This window comes from Paracoccus sanguinis (genome assembly GCF_900106665.1).
Lineage (GTDB): Bacteria > Pseudomonadota > Alphaproteobacteria > Rhodobacterales > Rhodobacteraceae > Paracoccus > Paracoccus panacisoli.
Genome location: NZ_FNNA01000008.1, coordinates 1 through 13,736, shown reverse-complemented (window position 1 = coordinate 13,736; position 13,736 = coordinate 1). Strand labels below are relative to the sequence as shown.

Below are 13,736 nucleotides of genomic sequence, written 5' to 3'. Positions count from 1 at the left end.
ACGTGGATGGCGTGGCTCTACCTTCCTCCGGCCTGCCTGCCGGAGCCGGCGACGCGTGCCTGTTCGGCCTCTCGCTCTGCTCCGGCGTCGGCGGGCTCGACCTCGGGCTGCACCTCGCACTACCCGGATATCGCACTGTGGGTCACGTCGAGCGGGACGCCTACGCCGCGGCCATCCTTGTGGCGCGGATGGAAGACGCGGCCTTGGATCCGGCGCCTGTCTGGGACGACGTTGGAACATTCGACGGTCGCCCGTGGCGCGGCGCGGTGGACATCGTCACTGCGGGTTATCCGTGCCAGCCGTTCTCCGTCGCGGGCAAGCGCCGGGGCGCGGACGACCCGCGGCACCTCTGGCCGCATGTCGCCCGGATTGTCGGCGAGATCGAGCCGCCCTTCGTGTTCCTCGAGAATGTCGCCCATCATCTCCGCCTCGGCTTCCCCGATGTCGCCGGAGGACTGGTCGGCATGGGCTACAGGCTTGCGGCAGGCCTCTTCACGGCGGCGGAAGTCGGTGCGCCGCATCGGCGCGAGCGGCTCTTCATCCTCGCCATCCGCGAACGCGACCACGTGGCCCACCCCGCGCGCCTGCTCGGGGACGCGGTCGAGCGGCGGGAATCGGACGGAGTTGATGCGCCTCTGGATGACGCCGACGGCGCGGGATCACAAGGACGGGGCGACGAGCTTGACGAATACGCCGGTGAACGGCCTGCTTGGCCGCCAGGTCCTGGTGACACCGATGGCTGGCGCGCATTCCTGCGACACGCCCCGGACCTTGAACCCAGCTTTCGTCGAGGCGCTGATGGGCTGGCCCACCGGGTGGACCGGCTTCGGCTCTGTGGCAACGGAGTGGTCCCGCTGGTCGCGGCGCATGCGCTCCGAACTCTCGCGGCTCAATTGCTGGCCGATGGATGAGGGGGCGCAATGAAGCAGAGCCGGGCCATGTCGCTGGTCGAGGCCATCGTCAACGTGGGGGTGGGCTACGGGGTCGCCGTCGTGACGCAGATCCTGATCTTCCCGGTCTTCGGGCTGCACACGACGCTCGCGCAGAACCTGAAGATGGGGGCGGTGTTCACGGTGGTGAGCATCGCGCGATCCTACGTCCTGCGGCGGCTCTTTGAGGCGATCCGTGTCAGAACGACAAGACCGCCGCTCGATGCGAGCGGCGGCCATGTTCGTCGTCGGCTGCCTTATCGGCGCGATTTCGGTCCTGCGATCAGACGAGATCAGCCCTCCAAGCGATAGACCCGCCCGCGGCCCTCGACCTTCTCGGAGGTGACTTCGAGCCCGAGTTTCTTCTTCAGCGCCCCGGCGAATGCCCCGCGAACGGTGTGAGGCTGCCATCCCGTGGCTTCGACGATTTCGTCGATGGTCGCGCCGCCCTTGGCGCGAAGCATCTCGATCAGTTTCGCCTGCTTGGTGCCCGTGCGCGGTGTGCGCGCCTTGGGCGCGGGCTCGCCCTCGGCGGGGGCGTCCCGCGGGGCTTCCGCGCTCGGCGCTGCGTCGACGCCCGTGGGCGCACTGGCGCCGCCTTCCGGTTCGACGCCGATGGCGGCGAGGCCTGCATCGGTGATGTGCAGGAGGATGGCGCGGCCGTCCTCGTCGTTGCGCCAGATGCGGTTGAGGGCGGCGTCCGCCTTGGTCTCGCTGTCGGTCGCTTTCTCTGCGATCAGCGCGCGCTTCAGGAGCGCGCCGACCACCTTGGCGGCGGCGCCGCCGCGGAGCGAGCCGGGAAGCGGCAGGACGTTGCGGTCGTCGCGCTGCGCGGCGGCGCTGAGGATCACGAGCTGGGTGTCGGAAAGCTTGGTCATCTGGGGTCTCCGTGTTCGAGGCCCGCGTCATGCGGCACCTTCTACGACCCCGAGCCGCGCATGGGGCGCGGCGGGAGTTCCGGCAGTGCCGGAGGTCAGCGGGCGTGCTCGCCCTCGCCAAAGGCGCTGTCGGTGATGCGCTTCAGCAGGCTGGCGTAGTGTTCGAGAGTGCCGACCATGGCCCAGCCCACCTCGTCGGGGTGGCAGTTGAAATGGTCGTCGCTGAGCGCCTGCAGGCGGGCGAGCATCTCGTCGATCTCGGCCTTCTTGCCGATGAAGGCGGCGAGCGCCGCTTCCTTGTTGCGCCGGGCCTTGTCGGCGCGGGCCTCAAAGCGCGGGGTGGTGATCGGGTTCAGGCGCGTGGTCATCGTTGTGGCTCCGGGTGAGTTGCATCGTCCTCGTGGGATGGACGTTCGCTCTGTCCGCGAGGCTTATCAACGACATAAGCGCCTGACTTTGAATGATAATCGGGGCTGGCGATGCAGGGCATGAGCGAGCGCCAGTATGCCGCCCATGTCGGGCTGTCGCGCGGCGCGATCCAGAAGGCGAAGACGGCGGGGCGGCTCGTCCTGCACGAGGATGGCAGCATCGACGCCGCGGCTTCGGACAAGCGACGAGCCGAGACGACCGACCCGTCGAAGACCCGCGAGCCGCCCGCGCCGAAGCTGAAACCCGTGCCCGAGGCCGCCGTCGCCGCCGTCGGCGACACGCTACGGGAACAGGGGCTGGCCGCCCCGGCCGTCGGCGGCGGTACGACCTTCCTGCAGGCCAAGACCGCGAACGAGGTGCTGAAGGCACAGGAGCGGCGCATCCGGCTGCAGAAGCTGAAGGGGGAACTGGTCGACCGCGCCCGGGCGGAGACGCTGATGTTCCGGCTCGCGCGCGACGAACGCGATGCGTGGGTGACCTGGCCGGCGCGCGTCGCGGCGCTTATGGCCTCGGAGCTCACCGCGGCGCTGGGGGACGCGTGCGAGGTGGAGGCGGCGCTGATGCAGAAGGTTCTGGAGGCCCATGTCCGCGCCCAGCTCGACAGCCTCGCGGAGATCCGACCCGGGCTTGGATGACGATCTTGTCGGATTCGACGGGTCCGCCGCGCTGATCCGTGCCTGGTCGCGGGGCCTGCGGCCCGACCCGGACCTGACCGTCTCGAGCTGGGCCGACCGCCACCGGAAACTCGCTTCGCGCGCCTCGGCCGAGCCCGGGCAGTACCGGACCGCGCGCACGCCCTACATGCGCGAGATCATGGACCGGCTCTCGCCCGGCGATCCGACCCAGCGCATCGTTTTCATGAAGGCCGCGCAGGTTGGCGCGACCGAGGCCGGCAACAACTGGATCGGCTTCGTCATCCACCAGGCGCCGGGGCCGATGCTCGCGGTCCAGCCGACGGTGGAACTGGCCAAGCGGAACTCGCGCCAGCGCATCGACCCGCTGATCGACGAGAGCCCCGAGCTGCGGGAGCGGGTCAAACCGGCCCGGTCCCGCGACGCGGGCAACACGATGCTTTCGAAGGAGTTCGCGGGCGGCATCCTGATCATGACCGGGGCGAACTCGGCGGTGGGGCTGCGGTCCACCCCGGCGCGTTACATCTTCCTCGACGAGGTCGATGCCTATCCGGCCTCGGCCGACGAGGAAGGCGATCCGGTGACGCTGGCCGAAGCGCGCTCGCTGACCTTCGCCCACAGGCGCAAGGTGTTCCTTGTCTCGACCCCGACGATCCGGGGGCTGTCGCGCATCGAGCGGGAGTTCGAGGCGTCCGACCAGCGGCGCTACTTCGTGCCGTGCCCGCATTGTGACGCGATGCAGTGGCTGAAGTTCGAGCGGCTGCGCTGGGAAAAGGGGCGGCCGGAGACGGCCGAGTATCTCTGCGAGGGCTGCGAGCGGCCCATCGCCGAGCACCACAAGACGCGGATGCTCGAGCGCGGCGAGTGGCGCGCGACGGTGACGACCGCCGATCCGACGACCGTCGGCTATCACCTGTCGGCGCTCTATTCGCCGGTCGGGTGGCTCAGCTGGCAGCGGATCGCGCGGGCGCACGAGGCGGCACGGGGCAGCGACGAGGCGATGCGGGCGTTCCGGAACACCATCCTCGGCGAGACCTGGATGGAGACCGGCGAGGCGCCCGACTGGCAGCGGCTGGCCGACCGGCGCGAAGCGTGGTCCCCGGGCACGGTCCCTGAGCGCGGCTTGTTCCTGACCGCGGGCGCCGACGTCCAGAAGGACCGGATCGAGGTCGACGTCTGGGCCTGGGGCCGCGGGCTGGAAAGCTGGCTCGTCGATCACCTTGTGCTCGAGGGCGGCCCCGGTGATCCGGCCTGCTGGCAGCAGCTGACGGATCTGCTCGGACGGACTTGGACGCACGCCTCGGGGCAGCTGCTGTCGCTCGCCCGGCTCGCGATCGACACGGGCTACGAGACCAGCGCGGTCTATGCCTGGTCGCGCCAGGTCGGGTTCGCGCAGGTTGCGCCGGTGAAGGGTGTCGAGGGGTTCACCCGGACGAGCCCGGTGACCGGGCCGACCTATGTCGATGCCACCGTCGCCGGCAAGCGGCTCCGGCGCGGGGCCCGGCTCTGGACCGTGGCCACCTCGACCTTCAAGGCCGAGACCTATCGCTTCCTGCGGCAGGACCGGCCGACGAGGGAGGAACAGGCGGTGGGCGCTCTGTGCCCGCCCGGCACGATCCACCTGCCGGACTGGGCGGACGGCGAATGGCTCAAGCAGCTGACCGCCGAGCAGCTGGTGACGGTGAAGGGCAAGCGTGGCTTCACGCGGCTCGAATGGCAGAAGCTCCGCGAGCGCAACGAGGCGCTGGACACCCGGGTCTATGCCCGCGCGGCCGCGTGGATCCTCGGGGCGGATCGCTGGCCGGAGGCGCGGTGGGCCGATCTGGAGGCCCAGCTCGGTGTGGCGAAGCAGGACGGGCCAACGGACGGTGCGGCAACGGTGCCGTCCGGCCCGACACGAAAGACGCCGCGCCGGCGCACGGTGCGCTCGAGCTACATGAGGTGATCCATGGCCACGGCCGCAGAGCTCCGCGCCCGCCGCGACGCGCTGACCGCGCAGCGGTCCTCGGGGGTGGCTCGGGTGAGCTATGACGGCAAGACCGTGGACTATCGGAGCGTGGCCGAGATCGACCGGGCCATCGAGGCGCTGGATCGCGAGATCGCCGCGGCCGAGGGGCGTCGGATTGTCCGGCAGCTGCGCGTGACGACAGCAAAGGGGCTCTGAGCCATGGGCCTCTTCGACCGTTTCCGCCGCCGCGCCCCCGGCGGTCCCGCTGCCGTGCGCGCCCGTCTCGAAGGCGCCATGGCGAAGCGGCGGCTGCGCGGCTGGAACCCGCCGCTCGAGAACATCAACGCGCTGGTCGCCTCGGGCGGCCCGCGGCTGCTGGCTCGGTCTCGCGAATTGGTGGTCACGAACGGCTATGCCACCAACGCCTGCGAGGCCTTCGCCGCGAACCTCGTCGGCGACGGGATCAAGCCGTCCTCGTTGATCGGGGACGCGGATCTCCGCGACAGGGTGCAGCGGCTCTGGCTCGCCTGGACCGACGAGGCCGATGCGGACGCGTTGACCGACTTCTACGGCCTGCAGGCCATGGTCGCGCGCGAGATGTTCGTCGCGGGCGAATGCTTCGTCCGGCTGCGTCCCCGTCGCGCAGAGGATGGGCTGCTGGTCCCGGTGCAGCTGCAGCTTCTACAGTCGGAGATGCTGCCCTTCGAGAAGACGGAGACGGCGGGAAACGGCAACCGCATCCGATGCGGGATCGAGTTCGACGGGATCGGCCGGCGCGTGGCCTACCACTTCCGCCGCCGCCATCCGGGCGACAGCACCGACCAGGGGGCGGACATTCCGGAGACGGTGCGCGTGCCGGCGGCCGACGTGCTGCACATCTACCGGCCCATCGACGCGGGCCAGATCCGGGGACTGCCGCATATCGCACCCGCGATGGTGCGGCTGTTCCTGCTCGATCAGTACGACGACGCCGAACTCGACCGGAAGAAGACCGCGGCGATGTTCGCGGGCTTCATCACCAAGACCGCGCCCGAAGAGCCCATGATGGGCGAGGCCGAGGCGGATCTCGACGGCGCCGCCATTGCGAGCCTCGAGCCCGGCACGATGCAGGTGCTGCTGCCGGGCGAGGATGTGAAGTTCTCGTCGCCGGCGGATGTCGGCGGCGGCTACGAGGCGTTCCAGTACCGCACGCTGCTGGCGGTCTCAGCCTCGCTGGGGCTGCCGTATCACCTCGTCACCGGGGATGTGCGGCAGGCGAACTACTCGTCCCTGCGCGCCGAACTCGTCGAGTTCCGCAGGCGCATCGGCCAGCTGCAGCATGGCGTGATCGTGCACCAGCTCTGCCGCGCGGTCTGGATGCGCTGGCTCGAAACTGCGGTGCTGTCGGGCGCGCTCGATGCCGCTCCCGCGAAGGTGCGACCGGTGCAATGGATCCCGCCGCGCTGGGACTGGGTCGATCCGCTGAAGGACATCCAGGCGCAGGTGCTGGCGATGGAGGCGGGCATCACCTCGCGGCGCAAGGTGGTCGAGGCCACCGGCTACGACGTCGAGGAAGTCGACCGCGAGAACGCCGCCGACGCCGCGCGCGCGACAGGTCTCGGCCTGCGCTACCGCACGAGCCCCGGCGAGACGCAGGGCGCCCGCGCGACGCCTGCAACGCGGGCCGAGCCCGGCAATGGCGCCGGCAACGATACGGACGACGGCGCCGCGGCGACCGATCCGGCCACCGAACAGGAGTGACGACATGGCAAGCTGGTATGCGATCCGCGCCCGGGGGACCGGCGCGGAAGTGGCGATCTATGACGAGATCGGCGCCTACGGGGTCTCGGCGAAGGGGTTCCTGGCGGAACTCGGCGCGCTGCGCGAGGGCACGCCCGTCGATCTGCGGCTCAACAGCCCCGGCGGGTCGGTCTTCGACGCAGTCGCTATCCACAACGCGCTGAAACGGCACGCGGGCCCGGTCACGGTCTGGATCGACGGCATCGCCGCCTCGGCTGCCTCCTACATCGCGATGGCGGGCGACGAGATCGTCATGCCGGAGAACGCCTTCCTGATGATCCACGACCCCGCCGGCCTCGTCATGGGCACGGCCGAGGACATGCGCGCCATGGCCGAGGCGCTCGACAAGGTGAAGGGCAGCCTCGTCTCCGGCTATGCCGCGAAATCCGGCCGGACGCCGGAAGAGGTCTCCGCGCTCATGGCCGCCGAGACATGGTTCGACGCGTCGGACGCCGTGGCGCAGGGCTTCGCCGACCGGCTGATCGAGCCCGTCCGCATCGCCGCGAACTTCGACATCGGGCGCTTCCGCAATGCGCCGCCGGTGTTGGTAGAGCAGGTCGAAGCGGATCAGGACTCCGACGACGCGGCCGACGGCGCCGCAGTCGAAGCGGACGAGGATACCGACGACGCCTCCAAAGGCGATCAACTGTCTGATGTCGACGACGAGCAGGCCGCCGCCTCCGACGCTCCTCAGCCGCCTGCCGAGACGCCACCGCGCAGCGGCGCGCCGCCCGATCCTGCCGCGATCCGGGCGGAGGCCATCGGGCATGCCCGGGCCGTGGTCGACCTCTGCCGCCTCGCGGGCCAGCCGCAGATGGCGGGCCGCTTCCTCGAAGAGGACGCGAGCCTTGACGAGGTGCGCGCCGCGCTCCTCGCTGCCAAGGCCGAGGCCGAGCCCGAGATCGCGCCCCATCACCCGCAGCCCGGCCGTTCCTCGGCCGCGCGCCCCTGGGGCGAGATCGTCGCCCGCACCTTCAAGCTGAAAGGATGACACCATGACCACGCTGGTCGAAGGCACGCACCCCGGCGGCTTCCTCGTCTGGGAAGCCTTCCGCGACTACACCCGCGAGACGATCACCGTCGCCGCGGGCACGCTCGAGCCCGGCACGGTGCTGGGCCAAATCACCGCCTCGGGCAAATACGCCGCCCACGACCCGGCCGCCGTCGACGGCACCGAGACAGCCGTCGCGGTGCTCTGGGGCAATGCGGATGCGAGCGCCGGCGATGCGCCCGCCGTCGCCGTCGTTCGCGGACCCGCCATCGTCAACCGCCACGACCTCTTCTTCGCGGGCACCCCCAGCGAGGGCGAGATCGCGGCCGCCCACACGGCGCTCCTCGCCGCGGGCATCCTCGTCCGCTGATCCAATCCCGACAGGAGGCATCCAAATGGCCACCATGGACATCTTCGAAGGCGATGCCTTCACCATCGTCGAGCTCACCCGCGCGCTCGAGAACATCCCCTACAAGCCCGCGTTGCTGTCAGGCTCGAACCTCTTCAGCCCGCGCGGCGTGCGCTCCCGCACCGTCGTGATCGAGAGCCGCGACGGCACGCTCTCGCTGATCCCGTTCTCCGAGCGCGGCTCGGCCTACGAGCAGCAGGTCCCCGACCGGCGCGAGATGCGCGCCTTCGTCTGCCGGCAGTTCAAGAAGCAGGACGTGCTCTGGGCCTCCGAGATCCAGTCCGTCCGCGACTTCGGCTCGGAGAGCGCCACCCAGCAGGTGCAGACCGAGGTCGCGTATCGGCTGCGCAAGCTCCGCCAGGACGCCGAGACGACCTTCGAGTACCACCTCCTGAACGGCATCCAGGGGCTGGTGAAGGACCCGAAGGACCACGCCACGGTGGTGAACTACTTCACCGAGTTCGGCATCTCTCCGGCGGCCGAGATCGACTTTGACCTCGACAACGCAAGCCCGGCCTCGGGGGCGCTCCGCAAGCGCTGCCAGGCGCTGATCGAGAGCGTCGAGGACTCGATGGGCGGGCTCTCGGCCGGCGCCGTGCAGGTCCGGGCCGAATGCGGCTCGGCCTTCTTCGCCGATCTCGTGGCCCACAAGGAGGTGCGCGAGACCTATCTCAACACCGCCGCGGCGGCCGACCTGCGGGGCCGGGTCGCCGACGAGGTCAGCTTCGGCGGCATCACCTTCCGCCGCTACAGGGGCGGCGTCGGCTTCGGCGTGCCGACCGACAAGGCGTACTTCTATCCGGAAGGCATCGAGGGGCTGTTCGAGATCTATTACGCGCCCGCCGACACCTTCGAGACGGTCAACACCCTCGGCCAGCCGCTCTACGCACGTACCATCCCCGATCGTGATCGCGACGAGTGGGTGCGGCTGGAGATCGAGAGCAATCCGCTGCCGATCTGCACCCGCCCGCAGGTGCTGCGCAGCGCGCGGCGGACCTGATGTCCGCCTTCGCGGTCGCCCTCAGTGCCCTCTTCGCCGATCCGAACATCGGAAGGGATGCCGTCTACATCGCTGACGGCGGCGCGCCCGTACTGGTGCGCGTCGTCGCCCGGCGTGCTGACGCCGTCACCGAGTTCGGCGATGCCCGGCTCTGGTCCGAGACGACCCGCATCGATCTGCTGGTCGCAGAGGTGGCGAACCCGCGCCCGGGCGACAGGCTCGAGATCGACGGCGACGCCTTCCTGGTCCAGGGCGAGCCCGTCCGCGACCGCGAGCGGCTAGCCTGGACTGTGTATCTGATACCTGCATGAAGCTGAATCTCGACATCGATCCCGACATCGTCGCGATGATGCAGGCGGAGATCACGGCCGGGGAGCGCGCTGTCACGGCCGCCATGCGCGAGGCCGGGACCGGGCTGAAGACCGCGTGGCGGTTGCAGATCACCGGCGCGGGCCTTGGCACCCGGCTCGCCAACTCGATCCGGAGCCAGACCTTCCCGAGGTCGGGCGAGAGCCTCGACGCCGCGGCGCTGGTCTGGTCCAAGGCGCCGGTGATCGTCGGTGCCCATGACACCGGTCCGCTGATCCGCTCGAAGAACGGGTTCTGGCTGGCGATCCCGCTGCCTGCCGCAGGCAAGTCCCTACGCGGCGGCCGGATCACGCCCGGCGAATGGGAGCGCCGCCGTGGCCTGCGCCTCCGCTTCGTCTATCGTCGCACCGGACCGAGCCTGCTGGTGGCGGAGGGCCGGTTGAACACGAAGGGCCAAGCGGTGGTGTCGCGCTCGAAGACCGGGCGCGGAAAGGTCACCGCGCCGATCTTCCTGCTGGTACCGCAGGTCAAGTTGCCGAAGCGGCTTGATCTGGCGAGGGATGCCGAGCGGGCGCACGACGCGGTGCCGGGACTGATCGTGGCGAATTGGGTGGAGGCGAAACTATAGTCGGACGCGCCGGAAAAAGGATCTGGAGCCCTGACAGGCCCCGTCTATCTCGGCGGCCGAGAGATCGTATTCTGGTCCTGATGCCGCCTGCACGATCCGGCGCCCGAAGCCCGGTGACCGGCGTGGCCTCACGTGGCCACCCGCAAATCGGCCCGCGCGTCGCGGATGATCGACCACGAGGATTGCAGAAACAGCCCGGCGATCACTGCCGCTACAACGAGGTCGGGCCATGCCGTGTTAGTCCAGGCGACCAGACCCGCTGCCACGACGACCGCTGCATTGCCGATGGCGTCGTTGCGCGAGAACAGCCAGACGGCCCGAACGTTGGCATCTCCGGCCCGGTGGGGCAGCAACGGCAGAACGGCAACCACGTTGACCACGAGCGCGATCACGGCGAACAGGCCCATCAGTTCAGCTTCAGGCTGCTGCTGAACCAGTACGCGGTAGGCCGTGTTGGCGAGGACCCCGAGACCGAGCGCCCCGAGAAACAAGCCTTGGATCAGAGCGGAACGGGCTCGCCAGACCAGGCTCCAGCCGATCGCCAGAACCCCAAGGAAGGTGATCAGGCCATCGCCGAGGAAATCGAGCGCATCGGCTTTCAGGGCCTGCGATCCGGAAATGAAGCCGCCAACCATCTCGATGAGGCCGTAGCCCACGTTCAGCACGATCACGATCCACAGCGCACGCCGGTAGGCCGGGGTGATATGGCTCAAGTCCTTCGGAAGATCGTCGATGTCTCCCTCGTGATCAGCTTCGGGTCCGCCCAGCCGATCCAGTCGGTAGCCGATGCCCGACACCGCACGCTCCACTTCGGGCAGCTGCAAACTCAGGTCGGATACATGCACCGTCATGATCTGCGTGGCAGTCGAGACCTTCACGTCCTCGACCCCGGCCGACCGCACCGCCTTCTCGATCTTCGCGGCGCATGACGGGCAGTCCATGCCGGTGACTCTGTAGCGCGCGTGCTCAGCGTTGCTCATTGTGGCCGTTTCGCTCATTACGATCTTCCGTGGACAGACGAGGCTATATATCATTGCAGACTGATATGTCGAGCGAGACCGGAATCCTTCAGCAGGCTGATGCTCAAGTCGTCGAGTTGCGGGCGAAGCTTTTCCGCGGCTTGGCTGACTTCTCGCGCATGTCGATTTTGGCCGCTCTGCGTGACGGCCCGCTTTCGGTTGGGGAGATCGTTGGCGCCACCGGCCTGTCGCAGTCGAACGCCTCAAACCACCTGCGGTGCCTGAGCGAATGCGGGCTGGTTGTCGGAGAACCGGACGGTCGGTTCGTCCGGTATCGGTTGAGCGATCCGCGCTTGGACGAACTGATGAGGCTGGCCGACGACCTCCTGGCCGGGACCGCTCGGGGCGTTGACTCGTGCGAGAATTTCAAAGGAGCGGGCACGGTCTGATCGACGGCGGACGTCCGCCGTCGTTGGCCTACGATCAAGACCGGGCGACGACGCCCGGTGCTGTGCCATTCGGATTTTCTTCGGTGACATCATGCCCAGTACACGCGAGGCCACGCTGGCGGCGCTGCACGCACGTCTTTTGACGGTGCCTGCCACAACCCTGCGCGGCGAGGTTCTGCCCGAGCGCGTGCCCGCCGCCGGGCTCCTGATCCTGCGGGACGGCGAACCGGGCGAGCCGGAGGTGACGCTCTCGCCTCTGCGCTACCACTACCAGCACCGAGCCGAGATCGAGGCCGTTGTGCAGGGCGCCGACCGTGACGCCGCCTTCGACACGCTGATCGCCAGCGTCGGCGCGGCCATCGCAGCCGACCGCACGTTGGGCGGGCTCTGCGACTGGGTCGAGGCGGAAGCGCCGCGCCCGGTCGATCTGCCGGTCGAGGGCGCGGCCAGCCTGAAGGCCGCGGTGGTTCCGGTCGTGCTGCACTATTCCACGGCCGACCCGCTGGCCTGATCCCACCTACAACAGGAGAACACCATGGCACGAGCCCAAGGGGCGCGGGCGCAGATGGCGCTTGCGTTCGAAACGACCTATGGCACGCCGCCGACAGGCGGCTTCACGAAGATGCCGTTTGCCAGCACCACGCTCGGCGCGGAGCAGCCGCTGCTGAACTCGGAGCTTCTCGGCTACGGCCGCGATCCGCTGGCACCGATCAAGGATGCGGTGACGGCGGACGGCGATGTCGTGGTGCCGCTCGACGCCGAAGCCTTCGGCTTCTGGCTGAAGGCAGCCTTCGGGGCACCGACGACCAGCGGCACCGGCCCCTGGACGCACGAGTTCCAGTCGGGCGCCTGGACGCTGCCGAGTCTCTCCATCGAGACCGGCATGCCCGAGGTGCCGCGCTACGCCATGTATTCCGGCTGCGTTCTCGACCAAATCACCTGGCAGATGCAGCGCTCGGGGCTACTGACCGCGACCGCGCGTCTGGTGGCGCAAGGAGAGACGGTGGGCACGATGACCAGCGCCGGCACACCCGCCGCGCTGGAGCTGAAGCGCTTCGGCCATTTCAACGGGTCGATCATTCGGAACGGCTCTGCCCTCGGCAATGTGGTCTCGGCCGACATCACCTACGCCAACAACCTCGACCGCATCGAGACCATCCGTTCGGACGGCCGCATCGACGGCGCGGACCCGTCCATCGCCGCGTTGACGGGATCCATCGAGGTTCGGTTCGCCGACAGCACGCTGGTGACGCAGGCGATCAACGGCGATCCCTGCGAGTTGGAATTCGCCTATGTTCTGCCCTCGGGCGAGAGCTTCACCTTCACCGTGCACGCCGTCTACCTGCCGCGCCCACGCATCGAGATTTCCGGGCCGCAGGGCGTGCAGGCGACCTTCGACTGGCAGGCCGCCCGCGACAGCGTGGTCGGGCGGATGTGCACCGCAACCCTCGTGAACGACGTGGAGAACTACTGATGCTGACGCTCGACCTGACCAACGCTCCGCGCTGGCATGACCTCGCGCCCGGCGTCCGGGTGCAGCTGCGCCCGCTGACCACCGCCCTGATGGTGGCGACGCGCAGCGACCCGGCCGTCGAGGCGGTGCCCGAGGAGGCGTCCGACGAGGAGCGCGCGGTTGCCTTCGCCAAGGCTCTCGCGCGCCGCGCAATTCTCGCCTGGGAGGGTATCGGCGACGCTGACGGCAACCCCATCGATCCCAGCCCCGAGGCCATCGACGCGCTGCTCGACGTCTGGCCGATCTTCGAGGCCTTCCAGCTGACCTACGTCTCCAAGGGCCTGCTGCTGGAACAGGAAAAAAACGCCTCCGCGCCCTCGCCGAATGGTCCTTCGGCGGGGGCGAGCGCTACTGCGAAGCCTGCCAAACGACGTGCCCGGACTGCCCGGCGCGGCTGAACCGGCCGCTCACCCTCGAGGGCTGGCAGGTCTGGGACCTCGTCGGCCGTCTCGGCGGCCAGCTGCGCGTCCTGCCCGGCGCCGTCGTCGGATGGGACATGTCGGCGGCGCTGGCGCTCGGTGATGCGCTCGGCGTGCCGCCGCTCGCCATGGCCGAACTGCTCCCCGTCATCGAAGCGGTGATGGTGGCCAAGCTCAACGAACAGATGGATCACTCCCATGGCGGAAAAACGGGTTAGCGTCCGCCTCGCGGCCGTGGGCGGACGGCAGGTGCGCGCCGAACTGGAAGGTGTCGGCGAGGCCGGGTCGCGCGGCTTCGGACGGCTGAGCCGCGAGATGGAGTCGGCCAACGCCCGGCTGGCAGCCTTCTCCCGCCGTGTCGCTGTGGCTGCCGCCGCCGCCGTGGCAGCGGCCGCTGCCGCTGGCGTGGCGATGATCCGGTCCGGGCTGCAGACGGTCGACGCGCAGGCCAAGCTTGCGCAGTC

19 protein-coding genes and 1 pseudogene are annotated in these 13,736 nt (G+C 69.4%); 17 read left to right on the top strand and 3 right to left on the bottom strand.

What is annotated here, in order from left to right; all coding sequences use genetic code 11:
* The first annotated feature begins 2 nt into the window (after positions 1–2).
* Both BLW17_RS15725 and BLW17_RS15720 read left to right on the top strand, forming a co-directional pair.
* The gene (locus BLW17_RS15725) at positions 3–911 is read left to right on the top strand and encodes a DNA cytosine methyltransferase (RefSeq protein ID WP_074827012.1); all 909 of its coding nucleotides are present in this window, start codon (positions 3–5) and stop codon (positions 909–911) included.
* 9 nt (positions 912–920) lie between these two features.
* The gene (locus BLW17_RS15720) at positions 921–1,241 is read left to right on the top strand and encodes a DUF7220 family protein (RefSeq protein ID WP_425287090.1); all 321 of its coding nucleotides are present in this window, start codon (positions 921–923) and stop codon (positions 1,239–1,241) included.
* Here the strand turns inward: BLW17_RS15720 and BLW17_RS15715 are convergent.
* Complete coding sequence (locus BLW17_RS15715; protein WP_036731891.1) at positions 1,223–1,807, bottom strand: DUF3489 domain-containing protein; 585 nt, start codon at positions 1,805–1,807, stop codon at positions 1,223–1,225. The two genes, BLW17_RS15720 and BLW17_RS15715, sit on opposite strands and share 19 nt — an antisense overlap.
* Positions 1,808–1,902: 95 nt before the next feature.
* Positions 1,903–2,175, bottom strand: a complete 273-nt coding sequence (locus BLW17_RS15710) for a hypothetical protein (protein WP_007426709.1) — start codon at positions 2,173–2,175, stop codon at positions 1,903–1,905.
* A 111-nt stretch (positions 2,176–2,286) separates the two neighbouring features.
* Between BLW17_RS15710 and BLW17_RS15705 the strand changes: the two genes are divergently transcribed.
* From BLW17_RS15705 to BLW17_RS15665, 9 genes are read left to right on the top strand one after another with little or no spacing between them, the layout of a single operon-like run.
* Entirely contained in the window at positions 2,287–2,871 is a 585-nt protein-coding gene (locus BLW17_RS15705; protein WP_036731886.1) for a hypothetical protein, read from the top strand.
* The gene (locus tag BLW17_RS15700) at positions 2,819–4,813 is read left to right on the top strand and encodes a phage terminase large subunit family protein (RefSeq protein WP_139306048.1); all 1,995 of its coding nucleotides are present in this window, start codon (positions 2,819–2,821) and stop codon (positions 4,811–4,813) included. Before BLW17_RS15705 ends, BLW17_RS15700 begins: the two co-directional genes overlap by 53 nt.
* 3 nt (positions 4,814–4,816) lie before the next feature.
* Positions 4,817–5,032, top strand: coding sequence for a phage head-tail joining protein (locus BLW17_RS15695; protein ID WP_036731884.1), 216 nt, complete (start codon positions 4,817–4,819; stop codon positions 5,030–5,032).
* Positions 5,033–5,035: 3 nt separating this feature from the next.
* On the top strand, positions 5,036–6,556 hold the full coding sequence (locus BLW17_RS15690) for a phage portal protein (RefSeq protein ID WP_074827009.1): 1,521 nt from the start codon (positions 5,036–5,038) through the stop codon (positions 6,554–6,556).
* A 4-nt stretch (positions 6,557–6,560) separates the two neighbouring features.
* Positions 6,561–7,586 carry a head maturation protease, ClpP-related gene (locus BLW17_RS15685; protein ID WP_052176247.1) on the top strand — a complete coding sequence of 342 codons (1,026 nt, stop codon included), beginning with the start codon at positions 6,561–6,563 and terminating at the stop codon, positions 7,584–7,586.
* 4 nt (positions 7,587–7,590) lie between these two features.
* Positions 7,591–7,956, top strand: coding sequence for a head decoration protein (locus tag BLW17_RS15680; protein ID WP_036731882.1), 366 nt, complete (start codon positions 7,591–7,593; stop codon positions 7,954–7,956).
* A 25-nt stretch (positions 7,957–7,981) separates the two neighbouring features.
* The gene (locus BLW17_RS15675) at positions 7,982–8,995 is read left to right on the top strand and encodes a major capsid protein (protein ID WP_036731880.1); all 1,014 of its coding nucleotides are present in this window, start codon (positions 7,982–7,984) and stop codon (positions 8,993–8,995) included.
* Positions 8,995–9,306, top strand: coding sequence for a head-tail joining protein (locus BLW17_RS15670; protein WP_036731877.1), 312 nt, complete (start codon positions 8,995–8,997; stop codon positions 9,304–9,306). Before BLW17_RS15675 ends, BLW17_RS15670 begins: the two co-directional genes overlap by 1 nt.
* Positions 9,303–9,932 carry a DUF6441 family protein gene (locus tag BLW17_RS15665; RefSeq protein WP_036731875.1) on the top strand — a complete coding sequence of 210 codons (630 nt, stop codon included), beginning with the start codon at positions 9,303–9,305 and terminating at the stop codon, positions 9,930–9,932. Before BLW17_RS15670 ends, BLW17_RS15665 begins: the two co-directional genes overlap by 4 nt.
* A gap of 128 nt (positions 9,933–10,060) precedes the next feature.
* Here the strand turns inward: BLW17_RS15665 and BLW17_RS15660 are convergent, their stop codons facing one another.
* Entirely contained in the window at positions 10,061–10,930 is an 870-nt protein-coding gene (locus tag BLW17_RS15660; RefSeq protein ID WP_013654509.1) for a cation efflux transmembrane domain-containing protein, read from the bottom strand.
* A 47-nt stretch (positions 10,931–10,977) separates the two neighbouring features.
* Between BLW17_RS15660 and BLW17_RS15655 the strand changes: the two genes are divergently transcribed.
* The 6 genes and pseudogenes from BLW17_RS15655 to BLW17_RS15635 all read left to right on the top strand — a co-directional run.
* Positions 10,978–11,340 (top strand): ArsR/SmtB family transcription factor, encoded by a 363-nt coding sequence (locus BLW17_RS15655; RefSeq protein ID WP_036731870.1) that lies wholly within the window; start codon positions 10,978–10,980, stop codon positions 11,338–11,340.
* A 91-nt stretch (positions 11,341–11,431) separates the two neighbouring features.
* On the top strand, positions 11,432–11,851 hold the full coding sequence (locus BLW17_RS15650) for a hypothetical protein (protein ID WP_036731868.1): 420 nt from the start codon (positions 11,432–11,434) through the stop codon (positions 11,849–11,851).
* Between the two features lie 24 nt (positions 11,852–11,875).
* Positions 11,876–12,814, top strand: coding sequence for a phage tail tube protein (locus BLW17_RS15645; RefSeq protein ID WP_036731866.1), 939 nt, complete (start codon positions 11,876–11,878; stop codon positions 12,812–12,814).
* Entirely contained in the window at positions 12,814–13,251 is a 438-nt protein-coding gene (locus tag BLW17_RS15640; protein ID WP_036731864.1) for a hypothetical protein, read from the top strand. Before BLW17_RS15645 ends, BLW17_RS15640 begins: the two co-directional genes overlap by 1 nt.
* A 98-nt stretch (positions 13,252–13,349) precedes the next feature.
* Positions 13,350–13,490: a DUF7697 family protein gene (locus BLW17_RS18730; RefSeq protein WP_023851451.1), complete on the top strand. Its 141-nt coding sequence runs from the start codon at positions 13,350–13,352 to the stop codon at positions 13,488–13,490.
* Positions 13,471–13,736: pseudogene (locus BLW17_RS15635) on the top strand (phage tail tape measure protein); the annotation flags it as partial. The gene BLW17_RS18730 and the pseudogene BLW17_RS15635, both read left to right, overlap by 20 nt.

Coding starts and splice junctions, on each gene's coding strand:
- BLW17_RS15720 (WP_425287090.1), top strand. CDS start 921: ATGAAGCAGAGCCGGGCCATGTCGCTGGTCGAGGCCATCGTCAACGTG.
- BLW17_RS15715 (WP_036731891.1), bottom strand. CDS start 1,807: ATGACCAAGCTTTCCGACACCCAGCTCGTGATCCTCAGCGCCGCCGCG.
- BLW17_RS15710 (WP_007426709.1), bottom strand. CDS start 2,175: ATGACCACGCGCCTGAACCCGATCACCACCCCGCGCTTTGAGGCCCGC.
- BLW17_RS15705 (WP_036731886.1), top strand. CDS start 2,287: ATGCAGGGCATGAGCGAGCGCCAGTATGCCGCCCATGTCGGGCTGTCG.
- BLW17_RS15700 (WP_139306048.1), top strand. CDS start 2,819: ATGTCCGCGCCCAGCTCGACAGCCTCGCGGAGATCCGACCCGGGCTTG.
- BLW17_RS15695 (WP_036731884.1), top strand. CDS start 4,817: ATGGCCACGGCCGCAGAGCTCCGCGCCCGCCGCGACGCGCTGACCGCG.
- BLW17_RS15690 (WP_074827009.1), top strand. CDS start 5,036: ATGGGCCTCTTCGACCGTTTCCGCCGCCGCGCCCCCGGCGGTCCCGCT.
- BLW17_RS15685 (WP_052176247.1), top strand. CDS start 6,561: ATGGCAAGCTGGTATGCGATCCGCGCCCGGGGGACCGGCGCGGAAGTG.
- BLW17_RS15680 (WP_036731882.1), top strand. CDS start 7,591: ATGACCACGCTGGTCGAAGGCACGCACCCCGGCGGCTTCCTCGTCTGG.
- BLW17_RS15675 (WP_036731880.1), top strand. CDS start 7,982: ATGGCCACCATGGACATCTTCGAAGGCGATGCCTTCACCATCGTCGAG.
- BLW17_RS15670 (WP_036731877.1), top strand. CDS start 8,995: ATGTCCGCCTTCGCGGTCGCCCTCAGTGCCCTCTTCGCCGATCCGAAC.
- BLW17_RS15665 (WP_036731875.1), top strand. CDS start 9,303: ATGAAGCTGAATCTCGACATCGATCCCGACATCGTCGCGATGATGCAG.
- BLW17_RS15660 (WP_013654509.1), bottom strand. CDS start 10,930: ATGAGCGAAACGGCCACAATGAGCAACGCTGAGCACGCGCGCTACAGA.
- BLW17_RS15655 (WP_036731870.1), top strand. CDS start 10,978: ATGTCGAGCGAGACCGGAATCCTTCAGCAGGCTGATGCTCAAGTCGTC.
- BLW17_RS15650 (WP_036731868.1), top strand. CDS start 11,432: ATGCCCAGTACACGCGAGGCCACGCTGGCGGCGCTGCACGCACGTCTT.
- BLW17_RS15645 (WP_036731866.1), top strand. CDS start 11,876: ATGGCACGAGCCCAAGGGGCGCGGGCGCAGATGGCGCTTGCGTTCGAA.
- BLW17_RS15640 (WP_036731864.1), top strand. CDS start 12,814: ATGCTGACGCTCGACCTGACCAACGCTCCGCGCTGGCATGACCTCGCG.
- BLW17_RS18730 (WP_023851451.1), top strand. CDS start 13,350: ATGTCGGCGGCGCTGGCGCTCGGTGATGCGCTCGGCGTGCCGCCGCTC.